General features: G+C 69.9%; 15 protein-coding genes and 1 pseudogene. 6 read left to right on the top strand and 10 right to left on the bottom strand.

The genetic code is table 11. The features are described from left to right. Window positions 1-87: 87 nt before the first annotated feature. The 10 genes and pseudogenes from ACZ7L6_RS37760 to ACZ7L6_RS37715 all read right to left on the bottom strand — a co-directional run bounded on the left by ACZ7L6_RS37760 (window position 88) and on the right by ACZ7L6_RS37715 (window position 10124). On the bottom strand, window positions 88-984 hold the full coding sequence (locus tag ACZ7L6_RS37760; RefSeq protein ID WP_471932045.1) for a carbohydrate ABC transporter permease: 897 nt from the start codon (window positions 982-984) through the stop codon (window positions 88-90). Next, entirely contained in the window at window positions 981-1916 is a 936-nt protein-coding gene (locus ACZ7L6_RS37755; protein WP_471932043.1) for a carbohydrate ABC transporter permease, read from the bottom strand. The genes ACZ7L6_RS37760 and ACZ7L6_RS37755 overlap by 4 nt, the downstream gene beginning before the upstream one ends. 156 nt (window positions 1917-2072) lie before the next feature. Continuing rightward, window positions 2073-3818, bottom strand: coding sequence for an L-arabinonate dehydratase (gene araD, locus ACZ7L6_RS37750; protein ID WP_471932041.1), 1746 nt, complete (start codon window positions 3816-3818; stop codon window positions 2073-2075). Then, on the bottom strand, window positions 3815-4723 hold the full coding sequence (locus ACZ7L6_RS37745) for a dihydrodipicolinate synthase family protein (RefSeq protein WP_471932039.1): 909 nt from the start codon (window positions 4721-4723) through the stop codon (window positions 3815-3817). The genes araD and ACZ7L6_RS37745 overlap by 4 nt, the downstream gene beginning before the upstream one ends. After that, window positions 4720-5388: a GntR family transcriptional regulator gene (locus ACZ7L6_RS37740; RefSeq protein WP_471932037.1), complete on the bottom strand. Its 669-nt coding sequence runs from the start codon at window positions 5386-5388 to the stop codon at window positions 4720-4722. Before ACZ7L6_RS37740 ends, ACZ7L6_RS37745 begins: the two co-directional genes overlap by 4 nt. Window positions 5389-5550: 162 nt before the next feature. Then, window positions 5551-6337: pseudogene (locus ACZ7L6_RS37735) on the bottom strand (MBL fold metallo-hydrolase). Between the two features lie 56 nt (window positions 6338-6393). Beyond that, window positions 6394-7041 (bottom strand): dihydrofolate reductase family protein, encoded by a 648-nt coding sequence (locus ACZ7L6_RS37730; protein ID WP_471932035.1) that lies wholly within the window; start codon window positions 7039-7041, stop codon window positions 6394-6396. A gap of 79 nt (window positions 7042-7120) precedes the next feature. Then, window positions 7121-7717 (bottom strand): TIGR03086 family metal-binding protein, encoded by a 597-nt coding sequence (locus ACZ7L6_RS37725; RefSeq protein WP_471932033.1) that lies wholly within the window; start codon window positions 7715-7717, stop codon window positions 7121-7123. Between the two features lie 278 nt (window positions 7718-7995). Continuing rightward, a complete protein-coding gene (locus ACZ7L6_RS37720) occupies window positions 7996-9174 on the bottom strand; it encodes a hypothetical protein (protein WP_471932031.1) in 1179 nt (392 codons plus the stop codon). After that, complete coding sequence (locus ACZ7L6_RS37715) at window positions 9171-10124, bottom strand: 5-dehydro-4-deoxyglucarate dehydratase (protein WP_471932029.1); 954 nt, start codon at window positions 10122-10124, stop codon at window positions 9171-9173. Before ACZ7L6_RS37715 ends, ACZ7L6_RS37720 begins: the two co-directional genes overlap by 4 nt. Before the next feature lie 177 nt (window positions 10125-10301). On the opposite strand from ACZ7L6_RS37715, the gene ACZ7L6_RS37710 reads away from it, so the two are divergent. From ACZ7L6_RS37710 to ACZ7L6_RS37685, 6 genes are all read left to right on the top strand, one after another. Continuing rightward, window positions 10302-11111 (top strand): NAD-dependent epimerase/dehydratase family protein, encoded by an 810-nt coding sequence (locus ACZ7L6_RS37710; protein ID WP_471932027.1) that lies wholly within the window; start codon window positions 10302-10304, stop codon window positions 11109-11111. 348 nt (window positions 11112-11459) lie between these two features. Continuing rightward, on the top strand, window positions 11460-12242 hold the full coding sequence (locus tag ACZ7L6_RS37705) for a DeoR/GlpR family DNA-binding transcription regulator (protein WP_471932025.1): 783 nt from the start codon (window positions 11460-11462) through the stop codon (window positions 12240-12242). A gap of 123 nt (window positions 12243-12365) precedes the next feature. Next, window positions 12366-13727, top strand: a complete 1362-nt coding sequence (locus tag ACZ7L6_RS37700) for an ABC transporter substrate-binding protein (protein WP_471932023.1) — start codon at window positions 12366-12368, stop codon at window positions 13725-13727. Continuing rightward, a complete protein-coding gene (locus tag ACZ7L6_RS37695; protein ID WP_471932021.1) occupies window positions 13727-14674 on the top strand; it encodes a carbohydrate ABC transporter permease in 948 nt (315 codons plus the stop codon). The genes ACZ7L6_RS37700 and ACZ7L6_RS37695 overlap by 1 nt, the downstream gene beginning before the upstream one ends. Then, window positions 14674-15540, top strand: a complete 867-nt coding sequence (locus ACZ7L6_RS37690) for a carbohydrate ABC transporter permease (protein ID WP_471932019.1) — start codon at window positions 14674-14676, stop codon at window positions 15538-15540. The genes ACZ7L6_RS37695 and ACZ7L6_RS37690 overlap by 1 nt, the downstream gene beginning before the upstream one ends. Continuing rightward, window positions 15537-16526, top strand: coding sequence for a zinc-dependent alcohol dehydrogenase family protein (locus ACZ7L6_RS37685; protein WP_471932017.1), 990 nt, complete (start codon window positions 15537-15539; stop codon window positions 16524-16526). The genes ACZ7L6_RS37690 and ACZ7L6_RS37685 overlap by 4 nt, the downstream gene beginning before the upstream one ends. Window positions 16527-16627 lie beyond the last annotated feature (101 nt).

Raw genomic sequence — 16627 nt, 5'->3', positions numbered from 1 at the left:
CGGTCGCGGCACTTCCAACGGCGTCGGCGTGAGCAGGGACGCACAGGAGCCCCAACAGACCGGTCACCGCACCTATATGACGGATCCTCATCCCTTCACCGCCCCCGCACTGAACCCCGTGATCAGCCACTTCTGGATGAACGCGAACACGATCACCACCGGCACGGCAGCGATGATCCCGCCGGCGGCCAACGCCCCCAGGTCCACACTGTCCGCGCCCATCAGGGTGTTGAGGCCGACCGGGATGGTCTGCCGCTCCGGGTTGTTGAGGAACATCAGGGCGAACAGGAAGTGGTTCCAGGAGTGCACGAAGGCGAAGGAGCCGACGGCGATCAGACCGGGCCGCAGCAACGGCAGGACGACGATCCTGAAGGCCGTCATCCGGTTGCAGCCGTCGACCCAGGCCGCCTCCTCCAGGGAGTACGGCACGTTCTTGATGAAGTTGCTGATCAGGATCATCGACAGCGGCAGCTGGAAGACCGTCTCCGCGATGATGACGCTGCCCAGTGAGTTGATCATCCGCAGCTCGGCGAAGATCTCGAACAGCGGCACCAGAAGCAGCGCGCCCGGCACGAACTGCGAGCACAGCAGGGCGAGCATGAAGGCGCGCTTGATCTTGAAGTTGAAGCGGGCGAGGGCGTATCCGCCGGCCAGGGCGACGAGGGTCGTCATCAGCAGGGTGACGACGCCGACCAGCACGCTGTTCTGGAAGTAGGTGCCGAAGGCCCGCTCCGTCCAGACCTTCTCGAAGTGGTCGAAGGTGACCGGCCAGGGCACGAGCGAGGTCGAGCCGGACGGGCGCAGGGAGAACAGCAGGATCCAGTAGAAGGGGATGAGGGTGAAGACCAGGTAGATCGACAGCGGGAGGTAGATCTGCCAGCGCGGGACCTCGTCCCAGGCCCGGTTCCTCTTCGTCGGACGCGGCGGTTCGGGGGCGGCGCGCACGGGCGCGGGCGCGGCCTTGGTGGCTTCCTTCACGCTCACTTGTCCTCACCTCCGAACTTGCTCAGCCGCAGATAGACGATCGAGCAGAAGAGCAGAATCACGAACGCGACCGTGGTCAGGGCGGACGCGTAGCCGAAGTTGTGGGCCTCGACACTGGTGTTGGCGATGTAGAGCGGGAGTGTCGTGGTCTCGCCGGCCGGCCCGCCGCCGGTGAGGGTGTAGAGCAGGTCGACGTTGTTGAACTCCCAGACCGCGCGCAGCAGCGTGGACAGGACGATCGCGTCCTTCAGATGGGGCAGGGTGATGTTCCAGAACTGCTGGAGGCGGCTGGCCCCGTCGACCTCGGCGGCCTCGTACAGGTCCTTCGAGACGGACTGGAGGTCGGCGAGGATGAGGATCGCGAAGAAGGGCACGCCGCGCCACAGGTCGGCGACGATCGCCGCCGGGAAGACGGTGGAGGTGTCCGACAGCCAGCTGGTGCCGTAGGAGCCGATGCCCATGTCGGCGAGGTAACGGGTGATGCCGGTCTGGGAGTTGTAGAGCAGCACCCAGATCGCCGAGGTCAGCACGCCGGAGACGGCCCACGGCGAGAAGACCAGGGCGCGGCCGACCGCGCGGCCCACGAAGGTCTGGTTGACGATCAGCGCGAGCGCGAGCCCGAACAGCAGTTGCAGCCCGACCTCGACGAACACCCACTTGGCGCTGAAGACCAGCGTGTCCCAGAACAGCGGGTCCTCGGTGAAGGCGTGGACGAAGTTGTCGAAGCCCGCGAAACCGTTGCGCCACGGCTTGGTGGGGTTGTACTCCTGCAGGCTGTAGTAGAAGACACTGATGACCGGGTAGGCGATGAAGCCCAGCATGAGCAGGGCCGCCGGGGCGATCAGCAGGTACGGGAGCCTGCGCGGCGTGGCGGAGGCACGGCGCCGCCGGGGTGGCGCGGGCGGTTTCGCCACGGCTGCGGCTTGGGCCATGACAGGATCTCCGATCTCGGTACGTCGTGCGAGGTCGTACAGGAAGCGCTTTCTCGATATGCGGAGGTAGGTCCCGGTTTCGCGGTATGGGGTGCCTCTTGTGGTTGTGTGGCGAGTGCGGGTGTGTTGTGGCTGGTCGCGCAGTTCCCCGCGCCCCTAAAGGGCGTAGGGGGCCGGGGAGTTGCCCGGCCGGGCCAGGAACTCGAAGTCGCAGCCCGTGTCGGCCTGGGTGATCTGTTCGTTGTAGAGGGCGCCGTAGCCGCGCTCGTAGCGGGTGGGCGGTGGGGTCCACTCGGCTCGGCGGCGCTCCAACTCATCGTCGTCCACGTTGAGTTGGAGGACGCGCGCCTCGACGTCCAGGGTGATCGTGTCCCCGGTGCGGACGAGGGCCAGCGGTCCGCCGATGTACGACTCCGGCGCCACATGGAGCACACAGGTGCCGTAACTCGTGCCGCTCATCCGGGCGTCGGAGATCCGCACCATGTCCCGTACGCCCTGCTTGAGCAGGTGGTCGGGGATCGGCAGCATGCCGTACTCGGGCATGCCCGGGCCGCCCTTGGGTCCGGCGCCCCGCACCACGAGGACGCTGTCGGCGGTGATGCCGAGGGACGGGTCGTTGATGGTGCGCTGCATGGTCTTGTAGTCGTCGAAGACGACGGCCGGACCCGTGTGCTTGAGCAGGTGCCGCTCGGCGGCGATGTGCTTGATGACGGCGCCGTCCGGGCAGAGGTTGCCGCGCAGTACGGCGACCCCGCCCTCGCTCGCGACCGGGTTGTCGCGGGTGCGGATGACGTCGTCGTTGTGGACGACGGCGCCCTCGATCCGCTCCCCCAGGGTGCCGGCCACGGTCGGCCGGTCCAGGTGCAGCAGGTCGGTGATCCGGGAGAGGAAGGCGGGCAGGCCGCCGGCGAAATGGAAGTCCTCCATGAGGTACGTCTGTCCGCCGGGCCGGACGTTGGCCAGGACCGGGACGGTGCGGGCGATGCGGTCGAAGTCGTCCAGGGTGAGCTTGACGCCGGCCCGTCCCGCCATGGCTATCAGGTGGATGACCGCGTTCGTGGAGCCGCCGAGCCCGAGCACCGTGGTGACGGCGTCCTCGAAGGCCTCGCGGGTGAGGATCCCGGACGGCTTGAGGCCGGTCCAGGCCAGCTCCACGGCGCGGCGCCCGGAGGCGGCGGCCATCCGCTCGTGCCCGGAGTCGACGGCCGGGATGGAGGAGGCGCCCGGCAGTGTCATGCCGAGGGCTTCCGCGGCCGCGGTCATCGTGGAGGCGGTCCCCATGGTCATGCAGTGACCGGGTGAACGGGCCAACCCGCCCTGGAGCTCCCGCAGTTCGCAGTCCGTCAGGTTGCCCGCGCGGTGCTCGTCCCAGTACTTCCACATGTCGGTGCCGGACCCGAGGGTCTCCCCGCGCCAGTGCCCCGGCAGCATCGGCCCCGCGGGCACGAAGATCGACGGTACGTCGGCCGAGGCCGCGCCCATCAGTAGCGCCGGCGTCGACTTGTCGCAGCCGCCGAGCAGCACCGCCGCGTCGATCGGATACGACCGCAGCAGCTCCTCCGTCTCCATCGCCAGGAGGTTGCGGTAGAGCATGGGGGTCGGCTTCTGGTACGTCTCCGAGAGAGTGGAGACCGGGAACTCGAGCGGGAAACCCCCGGCCTGCCACACCCCCCGCTTGACCGCCTCGGCGCGCTCGCGCAGATGGACGTGGCAGGGGTTGATGTCGGACCAGGTGTTGAGGACGGCGATCACCGGGCGGCCCCGGTACTCCTCCGCCTCGTATCCCAGCTGGCGCATGCGGGCGTTGTGCGACCATGTGCGCAGCTGGCCCTCGGTGCCGTACCACTGATGGCTTCTGAGCTCTTCGGGACGCTTTCTGTCGGTGCTGTTCCTGTCGGTCATATCGACCACCCGGCGGCTATGGCGGCGACCTCGGCACGCTCGCCCTCGGGCAGGTGCCGGCTCGGCGGCCGGACGTCCCGGCGGCACAGGCCGAGGGAGGCGAGGGCCTCCTTGACGACGGTGACGTTGTTGGCGGACCCGTTCGCGGCGCGCAGCTCCTCGAAGCGGCGGATCTGCTCCCAGACCTTCATCGCGCCCGGGTAGTCCCCGGATCGAAGCGCTTCGATCATGTTCAGCGAAATGGACGGGGCGACGTTCACGAGCCCGGAGGTGAAGCCGGTGGCCCCGGCAGAGAAGTACGAGGGCGCGTACGGCTCGGCGAGCCCGGCGACCCACACGAAGCGCTCCAGCCCGGCGTCGCGCGCGAAGGCGGCGAACTTGGCGGCGTCGGGGACGGCGTACTTGACGCCGATGACGTTCGGGCAGGTGTCGGCGAGTTCGGCGAGGCGATGGCCGCTGAGCTGGGCGTTGCGGATGTACGGGACGACGCCGAGCTCGGGGACGGCCTCGGCGATGGCGCGGTGGTAGTCGACCCAGCCGCTCTGGGAGACGTACGGGTGGACGGGCTGGTGGACCATCACCATCTCGGCGCCGAGCTCACGGGCATGCCGGGCGGAGGCGATGACGGTGGGGATGTCGTGCCCGACGCCGACGAGGACGAAAGCCCGCTCCCCGGCCTCCTCGACGGTCAACTCCGTGACGAGGCGCCGCTCTTCGGGCGTGAGGGCGTAGAACTCGCCGGTGTTCCCGTTGGGGGTCAGGGTCCTGATCCCCCCGTCGAGGAGACGACGCAGCAGGGCCCGGTGGGCGGTCTGGTCGACGGTGCCGTCCTCGGCGAACGGGGTCACCGGGATCGCCACCACGTCGGCCAGGGCTGTCCGCTGGGTCTCGAACGTCGCTGTCATGCCGGACCGTCCTCTCCCTGGGCCTCGGAACCCGCTTCGGGGAAGGCCCGCTCGACGAACGACGCGATGTGGGCGTGCAGGGCGCGCGCGGCGCCGTCGGCGTCCCCGTCCAGCGCGAGCCGCAGGATCTCCCGGTGCTCGCCGGCCTCCCGCTCCCAGGAGGGCGAGGCGGCCCAGGCGACGGCGGAGACGAGGGCGGCCTGGTCACGGACCTCGTCGAGCATCCGGCCGAGCAGCGGGTTGCCGCACGGCAGGTACAGGGCACGGTGGAACTCCCGGTTGGCGAGCGACCGTTCGGCGGTGTCGGTGGCGGCGTCGGCACGGGTCAGGGCGTCACGCGCGGCATCGAGCGAGGCCCCGCGCCGCACGGCCCGCTTCAGCGCCTCGGGCTCCAGCAGCAGCCGTACGTCGTACACCTCGCGCGCCATGTCCGCGTCCACCATGCGCACCGTGACGCCCTTGTACTGGCTCATCACGACCAGCCCGGTCCCGGCCAGCGTCTTGAGCGCCTCGCGCACGGGGGTCTTCGACACCCCGAACTGTGCGGCGAGCTCGGTCTCGACCAGGGCCTGACCGGGCGTCAACTGCCCGGTGAGGATGCGGCGTTTGATCTCCTCCAGCACGTACTGCGTGCGCGAGGGGATCGGCGTGGGCACAGAGGTCATGCGCGCCTCTCGGATCTTCGCGAGATGGATCTCGCGTATGGGATCTCAGATGTGGGATCTCACGTATCGCGTCTCATATATGACGTACGAAGTACGACGCGATGAAGGTAGGAGGGGGCGCAGTGTTCGTCAATGCTTCTGACAAAGGAAGTTGAGGTTGCCTCAGATGCGCATGAGGTGACCTTCGCGTGCGGTGCGGGTCGGCCCGCCGAAGGCCGCGGCGGCTCGGGAGGTCGCGGCCTCCGGGGTGAGCGTGGGCCCGACATGCGTGACGACGAGCTCGTGTACGCCCGCCTCGCAGGCGGCGGCGCCGACGTCCTCGGGCGTCAGATGTACCTGTTCGCCTTCGCGATGCTCGTCGATGTCCGCCTCGCACAGGAACAGGTCGGCGTCGCGGGCGAGTTCGGTGAGCGCGGGGCAGGGCCCGCTGTCTCCGGAGTACGCGAGAACCCGCCCGCCGCTCTCCACCCGCAGCCCGTACGCCTCGACGTCGTGCACGACGGCACGCGAGGTGAGCAGCATCTCGCCGTGGCGAGCGGTGTGGCCGTCGTACAGGGGCCGGAAGTCGAAGATGCCGCTCAGAAAGCCGGTGTCCGCCCGCCCGAAGAACCCCGCGAGCCGCTGCGCGCAGTCAGCGGGCGCATAGACGGGAATCGGCGCTTCCGGAGTGAGCCCGCCAAAGGCCAGCCCGTACAACGCGGCAAGCAGATCGGCGTTGTGATCGGCATGCAGATGCGAGATCCAGATCGCTCCCCCACTGCCTTAAGGGCGTGGGAGGTGCCCCCATTCGCCGCGCGGGATCCGTATGCCGCTGCAACTCCGCGAAGGTCCCGGTCCCGGCGTCCACCCACACCTCGGCCCCTCCTCCGCGCACCAGATAGCCGGAGCAGGGGCGGCCGGGGGAGGGGTGCGGGGAGGCGGTGCCGAGGACGGTGAGAGTGAGGGACATGAAGGGAAGCGTACGTACTGTCCGGCCCTCGGGCGTTTTCCTCGACCGCGGCGGCCTCAGAGCCCCGCGCGGGTGAACGTCACGTGCGTGACTCCGCTGGGCGAGGAGGTGGCCTCGACCTCGTAGTCCTTCTGGACGTCCTCCAGTCCGTCCCAGAGGCGTTCGCCTCGGCCCAGCAGGATCGGGACCACGACCACGTGCAGGTGGTCGATGAGCCTGGCGGCAAGGAAGTCGCGGATCACGGTGACACCCCCGCCGATGCGCACGTCCTGGCCGCCCGCGGCCTCGCGGGCCGTCTCCAGCGCCTTGGCGGGCGAGGCGTCGAGGAAGTGGAACGTCGTGCCGCCCTCCATCTCGATCGACGGGCGCGTGTGATGGGTGAGGATGAAGGTCGGTGTGTGGAACGGCGGGTTGGGCCCCCACCACCCCTTCCACTCCGGGTCCTCGTGCCATCCGGGGAAGCCGAACTTCCCGGCGCCCATGATCTCGGCGCCGATCCCGGGCGCGAACTGTCGCGCGAAGGCGTCGTCGAGGCCGCCGCTCCCGCCGGGCTTGCCGACCATCTCGTGCCAGAACCTGGTGGCGAACATCCACTCGTGCAGCCGTTCGCCGGCGTGGCCGAACGGCGCGTCATGGCTCAGACCCTCACCGGTGCCGAAGCCGTCGAGCGAGATGGAGAAGTTGTGGACGCGGGCGAGTGACATGGCTGACGATTCCCTTCTTCAAGTCTTCAAATCTGCGATCTGCGAGTCTGCGAGTTGGTTGCGGCTTGTGGAAGTGGGCCTATCCGGCCGGCGCGCGCCACTGCGGATCCCGCCCGCTCAACCCCACCGCCCGGTCGAGCAGCGGCGCGTCGTCCGGGACGGGGACGACCGGGCCGAAGATGCCACCGCCGCGGCTCGGGTCGTCGGCGGCCGCGAGGAGCATGCCGTACGACAGCTGCAGGGCGGCCGGATCGGGCTCGTAACTCTGGCCGGTCGACCTGGCCAGGTCCCAGCCGTGGATGACCAGCTCGTTCACGGCGACGACCCCCGCCTCCGCGCCCGTCAGCGGCACGCCGCCCGCACGGGTCTCGCCGGTCCAGGCGACCGGCTCGCGCCAGGCCTCGGCCAGCTCCGCCAGGACCTTCGGCAGCTCCTCGCGCCAGCCGGGCCCGATGTCCGGCACGGCGGACCCCGGGTCGGTGTCGGTCGTGGGGCCCAGGTCCTTGCGGCCGGCGTCGCGGAAGGCGACGGTCAGCCCGAGCAGGTGCCCCAGCAGGTTGCGCACCGTGTACGCCGGACACGGGGTGGCATACGTCAGCTGATCGTCGCGGACTGCGTCCGCCAGGCGGGCGATGACGCGGGTCTGTGGATCGAGGTCGAGGGTGGTGTCAGTCATGGGCCGGCTCCTCACGGGTCTGTTCCTGAGAGGTTGACCGACGGCGTCGGCGAAACTCATCGCCGACACGGGCCGCCGTACACTCCGATCCCGGCTCCTCCACCCGAGCCGCCTCACCCCGCACCGCGCTCTTGGCTCCTTTGGACCGTCCTCGGCATGGCGTTGCCGGCGTCGGCGGTGCCGCTGCTACGGCACGATTGCCGCGACGCGCCACGCGCGCGTGGCGGACGCAAACGCAGCACCACAGCCAGTGATGCCCGTTGTGCAAACCCGGCGCCTTAGCGCCGGGTAGTTGACAGCCCGGCGAGCCCTTCCCGCACCGCCACCAGGTCCCCGTCCGACGCCAACCCGGCGTGATAGAGCCGGATTTCCGTGGCCCCGAGTTCACGCGCGCGTGCCGTGTCCGCCGCGAGCGTGCCCGGGCTGCCGCCCATCCCGGAGACCACGCCGAAGTTGGCGGCGATGACGGCGCCCTCGCGGCCCTGCTCGGCGAACGGGGTCAGCAGACCGGGGCCGCCCGCGCACGGCACGACCACACCGTCCGCGACGGAGAGGATGTGCGCGGGGTCGACGCCCGGGTTGGCGCCGCAGTGGTACGTCACCGGGTCCGCGTGCAGCAGCACCTGGAAGCCGTCGGGAGCGGCCCGGCGAACCGCCCCGACCGCCGCCTCCTGGAGGGTGCCGGCGGTTTCGTCGCGCCACGCGCGCGTGGCCGCCGCCTTCGCCTCGCCGAGCAGCTTCTCGACCCCGGCCCAGCCCTCGTCGGCGACCGTGCCCTGCCACAGCGGCTCCAGGGCGGCGCGTACGGCGGCCGCGAGCTCTTCGGCGTCCAGGCCCTGGGCGCCGTAGCCCTCCCGGCAGGTGGGACAGAAGCAGAGCGCCATCAGGTACTGCCCGGCGTCCCCGAGCGGTACCCCGGCCGTCTTGTCATGGGCGTGCAGATGCTGGAGCCCGTACCAGCCGAGGGACTCCAGCTCGGTGCCGTGCGCCCCGGGGCGTACGGCGGCCTCGGCGGCCAGGTCGACGAGGTACGCGCGCGTGGCGGGCTGTGCGATGCAGGGGGCCCACGGGTAGCGGTCGCCGTAGGCGTTGACGACCGAGGTGTCCGGGTGTTCGGCGCCCAGGCGGGAGTTGTGCGCGAGGACCACCCAGGTGTGCACCTCCAGGCCGGCGGCCGCGAGCGCGGCGGCCGCCTCGCCGAAGGCGTCGCCGGGCGCCCAGTCCCCCGCCGGGTACGGGCGCAGCTCCCGGCCCTGCCAGCGGTCGTCCGTGGGGTAGAGCACGGCCGCGTGTTCGGCGGTGACGATGCGGTGGCGCGGATGGCGGGGGGTGAGGGCGCGCGTGGAGTGGTAGGCGGCGGCGAGCGTCACCTGCCGCACGCCGAGGGCGGCGATGCGGTCGGGGGCCTGCGGGTCTCCGTTGACGTCCCAGGGGTAGACGAATGTCGACGCCTTCACTTGGTGTCCTCCGGCTCCTTCTCCAGCAACGCGTACCCGCGCTCGATGATCTGAGCGAGCTGCTTGACATGATCCTCGCTCGGCTCGTGCAGCGGAGGCCGGACCTCCCCCACGTCCAGGCCGCGCAGCCGTACGCCCGCCTTGACGAGGGCGACGGCGTATCCGCGGCCCTGGGCGCGCAGTTCGACGAAGGGGCGGTAGAAGCCGTCCAGGAGGCGGCCGGCGGTCGTGTCGTCGCCCGTCTCCAGGGCCCGGTGGAAGGCTTGGGCGATCTCCGGGGCGAAGCAGAACACGGCGGAGGAGTAGAGCGGGACGCCGATGGCGCGGTAGGCGAGCTGGGTCTGCTCGGCGGTCGGCAGACCGTTGAAGTACAGGAAGTCGCCGGGGATTTCGGTGCGTACGGCGCTGACGATCCGCTGCATGAGGTCCAGGTCGCCGAGACCGTCCTTGAGGCCGATGATCCCGTCGGTGCGGGCCAGTTCGACGACGGTGTCCGGGGTGAACACGGCGTTGTCGCGCTGGTAGACGATGACGGGGAGCGCGGTCGCCGCGGCGACCTCCCGGTAATGCCGCAGCAGCCCTTCCTGCCCGGCGACGACGAGGTACGGCGGCATGGCGAGCAGCCCGTCCGCCCCGGCCGCCTCGGCGAGCCCGGCGTACCGCACGGCGAGGGCGGTGCCGTATCCGGCGCCCGCGACGACCGGTACGCGCCCCGCCGTCTCCTCGACCGCCGCCCGTACACACGCCTCGAACTCCTCGGGTGTGAGCGCGTGGAACTCACCGGTGCCGCAGCAGGCGAACACGGCGGCGGCCCCGGCCTCCACGCCTCGGCGCACATGGGCGCGGTAGGTGTCGAGGTCGACCGCGCCGTCGGGGCCGTACGCAGTCACGGGGAAGAACAAGGGCCCGCTGGGGATGCTGAGTCGTGCGGCGAGAGGGGCAGACGTCACGGGCTCTCCCTGGGACGAGACGGGGACGGGAACGAGTGAGTACATGATTCTGATCGGAGTTTACATTTATGAACACCCACTGCACCACTCTTGACGCGAAAGGGTGATGATCCTTAACTGGTCCACGAATGTGAATACCGTGCATGCAGGCGGCCATCGATCGAAGGAGAACCGAGGATGCCAGCCCCCCGCACCGTTCTGCTCACCGGCGCCGCAGGCGGGCTCGGCACCCTGATGCGGGACCTGTTCCCGGCGTACGGCTACGAGCTGCGGCTGCTCGACCTGCGCCCCGTCGAGGGCGAGCCGGACGCGATCGTCGCCGACCTCGCCGACAAGGACGCCGTGCGCGAGGCCGTCCGGGGCGTCGACGCGATCATCCACCTCGCCGGCATCTCCCTGGAAGCCCCCTTCGAGAAGATCCTCAAGGCCAACATCGAGGGCACCTACCACCTGTACGAGGCCGCCCGCGAGGAGGGCGTCCCGCGCATCGTCTTCGCCTCCTCCAACCACGCCGTGGGCTTCACCCCCCGGCCTCAGGGCGACGATCCGCTCATCCCGGTCGACACCCCGCGCCGCCCGGACACCTTCTACGGCCTGTCCAAGTCCTTCGGTGAGGACCTGGCCCAGTTCTACTGGGACAAGCACGGCCTGGAGACGGTGTCCGTGCGCATCGGCTCCTGCTTCCCCGAGCCGACCAGCGTGCGCATGCTCTCGGTGTGGATGAGCCCCGCCGACGGCGCCCGCCTCTTCCACGCGGCGCTGACCGCCGAGCACGTCGGGCACACGGTCGTCCACGGCTCCTCCGCGAACACCCGCCTGTGGTGGGACCTGACCACCGCCCGCGCCCTCGGCTACGAACCGCAGGACGACTCCGAGCCGTACGCCGAGAAGCTCATCGCCGAGCAGGGCGAGCTCGACCCGGACAACATCGCGCACGCCTACCTTGGCGGCCACTTCGTGAGCGACCCGCCGATCTGGCCGTACTGAGGCATACGGCCGTACTGGGGTTCTGGCCGTACTGAGGCCGCCGGCACGGCGGAAAACGAGCGTCCGGAGAGCGGACGGGCACCGAACGGGCCCGTCCGCTTCCGCATTCGGGCATCGACGCTGCCCGATCTCACGTCACGATCTACGGCCGCCCAGGTCCGAGACGGTCACATGCCGAGCCGAACGGGCAGAAACGGGCAGCATCGACTTGACAACAGGCCTGTTCAGTCCCGCTTTGCCGCTGTAGAACTTCCCCCATGGGCCTCACCGGGCCCGAACGGGCAACAAGGCCCGACCGCCCCGCAGGCGATCGAGTCACGCAGCACAGCACGGAAGCGGGTGTCGACGATGACGACGGCGAATACGGCGAAGACCGCCGAGGAACGCCAGCGTGAGATCGTGCGCCTCGCGCGGGCCGCCGGTTCGGTGGACGTCACCGAGCTCGCCACCGAACTGGGCGTCGCCAAGGAGACCGTACGCCGGGACCTGCGCGTCCTGGAGGACCACGGCCTGCTCCGCCGCACCCACGGCGGCGCCTATCCCGTGGAGAGCGCCGGCTTCGAGACGACGCTCGCCTTCCGCGCCACCAGCCATGTGCCCGAGAAGCGCCGGATCGCGGCCGCGGCGGCCGGGCTGCTCGGGGACGCCGAGACGGTCTTCGTCGACGAGGGCTTCACCCCGCAGCTCGTCGCCGAGGCCCTGCCCAGGGACCGGCCGCTGACCGTGGTCACCGCGTCCCTGCCGGTCGCGGGCTCGCTCGCCGAGGCCGAGAACATCTCGGTCCTGCTGCTCGGCGGCCGGGTGCGCTCCGGCACGCTGGCGACCGTCGACCACTGGACGACGAAGATGCTCGCCGGCTTCGTCATCGACCTGGCGTTCATCGGCGCCAACGGCATCTCCCGCGACCACGGCCTCACCACGCCCGACCCGGCGGTCAGCGAGGTCAAGTCGCAGGCGATCCGGTCCGCCCGGCGCACGATCTTCGCCGGGGTGCACACCAAGTTCGGAGCGGTCAGCTTCTGCCGGTTCGCCGACGTCGGCGCGCTGGAGGCGATCGTGACGAGCACGCTGCTCCCCGCGGCCGAGGCCCACCGCTACTCACTGCTGGGACCGCAGGTCATCCGCGTCTGACGGCCGAGCCGACCCCGGCATCCACCCGCCCACCCATAGATCCGGAAATCCAACCGACCCACCCACCAGGGCACCCCCATACCCACCCCGTCCCCTTTGTGCCTAAATGTCCAGGAGCACCCCATGCGAACCCAGAGCCGACGCGCGCCACGACGCCTCCTCCTCGTGGCTGCCGTAGGGACGCTGATCACTCCGCTCGCCGCCTGCGCGGGCGCCGGCGGGTCCGGATCCTCCGGCGGCGACTCCATCAACGTCCTGATGGTGAACAACCCCCAGATGGTGGAGCTGCAGAAACTCACCGCCGACAACTTCACCAAGGACACCGGGATCAAGGTGAACTTCACCGTCCTCCCCGAGAACGACGTCCGCGACAAGATCAGCCAGGACTTCGCCAACCAGGCCGGCCAGTACGACGTCGCCACCCTGAGCAACTACGAGATCCCGATCTACGCCAAGAACGGCTGGCTCCACTCCCTGGACTCCTACGTCAAGAGCGACAAGGCCTTCGACCAGGGCGACATCCTCAAGCCGATGACGCAGGCCCTCACCGCGGAGGACGGCAAGCTCTACGGTGAGCCCTTCTACGGCGAGTCCTCCTTCCTGATGTACCGCAAGGACGTCCTCGAGAAGGAAGGGCTGACCATGCCCGCCAAGCCCACCTGGAAGCAGGTCGCCGACCTCGCCGCGAAGGTGGACGGCGCCGAGTCCGGCATGAAGGGCATCTGTCTGCGCGGCCTGCCCGGCTGGGGCGAGGTCATGGCCCCGCTGACCACGGTCATCAACACCTTCGGCGGCACCTGGTTCGACAAGGACTGGAACGCGCAGCTGGACTCCAAGGAGTCCAAGGAGGCCACGCAGTTCTACGTCGACCTCGTCCGAAAGCACGGCGAGTCCGGCGCGGCCCAGTCCGGCTACGCCGAGTGCCTGAACAACATGACCCAGGGCAAGACGGCCATGTGGTACGACGCCACCGCCGGCGCCGGCTCCCTGGAGGCCTCCGGCTCCCCGGTCAAGGGCAAGATCGGCTACGTCCCGGCGCCGGTCGAGAAGACCGACAGCTCAGGCTGGCTCTACACCTGGGCCTGGGGCATCCAGAAGGCGTCCAAGAACGCCGAGAACGCCTGGAAGTTCATCTCCTGGGCCTCCGGCAAGGACTACGAGAAGCTCGTCGGCGAGAAGATCGGCTGGGCCAACGTGCCCGGCGGCAAGCGGACGTCGACCTACGACATCCCGGAGTACCGCAAGGACGCGGCCGCCTTCGCCGACGTCACCCGGGACGCCATCGCGAACGCCAAGCCCGAGGACCCGGGCGTGCAGCCCCGGCCCGCGCCCGGCATCCAGTTCGTCGGCATCCCCGAGTTCACCGACCTGGGCACCAAGGTCTCCCAGGAGATCAGCGCCGCGATCGCCGGCCGCCAGTCGGTGGACAGCGCGCTGAGCAAGGCGCAGAAGCTCGCCGAGGCCGTCGGAAAGAAGTACCAGTGATGACCGTGACGACTCCCCCCACCCGGGTCGCCGCCGCCCCCGCGCGGCCGGCGGCCCAGCGGCCCGACCGTATGCGCGCCTGGGCCACCCGGGCCCCGCTGCTCCCCGCGCTGATCTTCATGATCGTGGTGACGCAGCTGCCCTTCGTGGCCACCCTGGTCATCTCGTTCTTCGACTGGAACGCCCTCTACCCCGACGACCGCCACTTCGCCGGCTTCGCCAACTACTCGGAAGTGCTGAGCACGCCCGAACTGCGCAAGTCGGTGTGGACGACGGTCCTGCTGACCGCCACGGTCGTCCTCGTCAGCCTGGTGCTGGGCCTGATCCTGGCTCTCCTGTTGGACCGGAAGTTCCGTGGCCGGGCAGCGGTCCGCACCATGCTCATCGCCCCGTTCCTGCTGGTGCCGATCGCGGCCGCGCTGCTGTGGAAGCACGTGCTGTTCAACCCCGAATACGGCCTCTTCAACGGCATCCTGCACTGGATCGGAGGGAACGGCGCGGCCCAGCCCGACTGGATCTCCGAGATGCCGCTCATGGCGGTCGAAGCGTCCCTGATCTGGCAGTGGACCCCGTTCATGACGCTGATCCTGCTCGCCGGCCTGCAGAGCCGCGACCCGCAACTCATCGAAGCGGCACGGGTGGACGGCGCGAACGACTGGCAGGTGTTCGTCCACATGACGCTGCCGCACATCCGCCGCTACATCGAACTGAGCGTGCTGCTCGGCTCGATCTACATCGTGCAGAACTTCGACGCGGTGTACACCATCACCTCCGGCGGCCTGGGCACCGCGAACCTGCCGTACACCATCTACCAGACCTTCTACCAGGCCCACGAGAACGGTCTCGCCTCGGCGGCCGGCGTCATCGTCGTCATCGGCTCGATCATCCTCGCGACCTTCGCCCTGCGCGTCGTGTCGTCCCTGTTCCGCGCGGAGGTGTCCCGCTGATGACCACGCTCACCACCGCAGCCCCGCGACGGCTGCCGCTGCGCGGCCGGTTCCCGGGCGCCGCCCTGGGAGTCGCCGCCTGGCTGGCCGGCATCCTGTTCGTCCTGCCCATCCTCTGGATGGTCCTGACGTCCTTCCACTCGGAGGCGGACGCCGCGACCAACCCGCCCTCCGTCGCCGCCTCCCTCACCCTGGACAGCTACCGCGAGTTCTTCGGCGCGGGCGGCGGAGCCAGTCCCTGGCCCTCCCTGATCAACTCGCTGACGGCCTCGTTGGCCTCGACGCTGCTGACCCTGCTCCTGGCCCTGCCCGCCGCCTACGCACTGTCGATCCGCCCGGTGAAGAAGTGGACGGACGTCCTGTTCTTCTTCCTCTCCACCAAGATGCTGCCGCTGGTGGCGGGCCTGCTGCCGATCTACCTCTTCGCGAAGAACACGGGCCTGCTCGACAACATCTGGGCGCTGGTCATCCTCTACACGGCCATGAACCTGCCGATCGCGGTGTGGATGATGCAGTCCTTCCTCGCCGAGGTGCCGGTCGCGATCATCGAGGCGGCGCAGATCGACGGCGCGAGGCTGCCGACGATCCTGGGGCGGGTGGTAGCTCCCATCGCGCTGCCCGGCATCGCCGCAACATCCCTGATCTGCTTCATCTTCAGCTGGAACGAACTGCTCTTCGCTCGTGTGCTGACCGGCGTGGTGGCCGAGACGGCCCCCGTTTTCCTGACCGGCTTCATCACCAGCCAGGGCCTGTTCCTGGCGAAGGTGTGCGCCGCGTCGCTCGTCATCTCCCTGCCGGTGCTCACCGCGGGGTTCGCCGCCCAGGACAAGCTGGTCCAGGGCCTGTCGTTGGGAGCCGTGAAATGAAGGCCGCCGTCATCGAGTCCGTGGGCAAGGCCGTGGTCGCGGAGGTCCCGGATCCGACGCCGGGCCCGCGGGAGGTCGTGGTCGAGGTCGCTGCCTGCGGCCTCTGCGGCACCGATCTCCACATCCTCCAGGGCGAGTTCGCGCCGAAGCTGCCGATCGTGCCCGGGCACGAGTTCGCGGGCGAGGTGGTCGGGGTCGGGACTCAGGTCACGGAGCTGTCGGTGGGCGACAGGGTGGCAGTCGACCCCTCCCTCTACTGCTACGAGTGCCGCTACTGCCGTACCGGCCACAACAACCTGTGCGAGCGGTGGGCGGCGATCGGCGTGACGACGGCGGGGGGCGCGGCGCAGTACGCGGTGGCGCCGGTGGCGAACTGCGTGAAACTCCCGGAGCACGTCCGCACCCAGGACGCGGCTCTCGTGGAGCCCCTCTCGTGCGCCGTCCGTGGCTACGACGTCCTGCAGTCCCGTCTCGGCGCCCATGTCCTGATCTACGGCTCGGGAACGATGGGCCTGATGATGCTGGAGCTCGCCAAGCGGACGGGGGCGGCGAGCGTGGACGTGGTGGACGTGAACCCCGCGCGGCTGGAGACAGCCCGGCGCCTCGGCGTCTCGGCCTCGGCCGCGAACCCGGACGAACTGGACCGGCCGCAGGGCTGGGACCTGGTGGTCGACGCCACGGGGAACGCGGCGGCGATCCAGGACGGCCTCGACCGGGTGGCGAAGGCGGGTACGTTCCTGCAGTTCGGGGTGGCGGACTATGCGACGCGGGTGACGATCGATCCGTACCGCATCTACAACCAGGAGATCACCATCACGGGCTCCATGGCGGTCCTGCACAGCTTCGAGCGCGCGGCGGAACTGTTCGCGAACGGGGTCCTGGACCCCGAGGTCTTCATCAGCGACCGGATCCCGCTGGAGCGGTACGCGGAGGCCCTGGAGCAGTTCGCGGCGGGGGTGGGCCGCAAGATCGTCGTGGTCCCGTAACCAGTCCCTCGCCCCCGCCGCCCCTACCCGTCCCATCCTTGAAGGGGCTCCGCCCCTTCGACCCCGCCAGGGGGCTCCGCCCCCTGGACCCCCGCTCCTCA

Source organism: Streptomyces sp. NPDC107522 (assembly GCF_055657525.1).
This window is presented reverse-complemented; position numbering and strand designations above follow the sequence as displayed.

Excerpts from the sequence above, each read along its gene's own strand:
- ACZ7L6_RS37755 (WP_471932043.1), bottom strand. The coding sequence starts at position 1,916 with ATGGCCCAAGCCGCAGCCGTGGCGAAACCGCCCGCGCCACCCCGGCGG.
- araD (WP_471932041.1), bottom strand. The coding sequence starts at position 3,818 with ATGACCGACAGGAACAGCACCGACAGAAAGCGTCCCGAAGAGCTCAGA.
- ACZ7L6_RS37745 (WP_471932039.1), bottom strand. The coding sequence starts at position 4,723 with ATGACAGCGACGTTCGAGACCCAGCGGACAGCCCTGGCCGACGTGGTG.
- ACZ7L6_RS37740 (WP_471932037.1), bottom strand. The coding sequence starts at position 5,388 with ATGACCTCTGTGCCCACGCCGATCCCCTCGCGCACGCAGTACGTGCTG.
- ACZ7L6_RS37730 (WP_471932035.1), bottom strand. The coding sequence starts at position 7,041 with ATGTCACTCGCCCGCGTCCACAACTTCTCCATCTCGCTCGACGGCTTC.
- ACZ7L6_RS37725 (WP_471932033.1), bottom strand. The coding sequence starts at position 7,717 with ATGACTGACACCACCCTCGACCTCGATCCACAGACCCGCGTCATCGCC.
- ACZ7L6_RS37710 (WP_471932027.1), top strand. The coding sequence starts at position 10,302 with ATGCCAGCCCCCCGCACCGTTCTGCTCACCGGCGCCGCAGGCGGGCTC.
- ACZ7L6_RS37705 (WP_471932025.1), top strand. The coding sequence starts at position 11,460 with ATGACGACGGCGAATACGGCGAAGACCGCCGAGGAACGCCAGCGTGAG.
- ACZ7L6_RS37700 (WP_471932023.1), top strand. The coding sequence starts at position 12,366 with ATGCGAACCCAGAGCCGACGCGCGCCACGACGCCTCCTCCTCGTGGCT.
- ACZ7L6_RS37695 (WP_471932021.1), top strand. The coding sequence starts at position 13,727 with ATGACCGTGACGACTCCCCCCACCCGGGTCGCCGCCGCCCCCGCGCGG.
- ACZ7L6_RS37690 (WP_471932019.1), top strand. The coding sequence starts at position 14,674 with ATGACCACGCTCACCACCGCAGCCCCGCGACGGCTGCCGCTGCGCGGC.
- ACZ7L6_RS37685 (WP_471932017.1), top strand. The coding sequence starts at position 15,537 with ATGAAGGCCGCCGTCATCGAGTCCGTGGGCAAGGCCGTGGTCGCGGAG.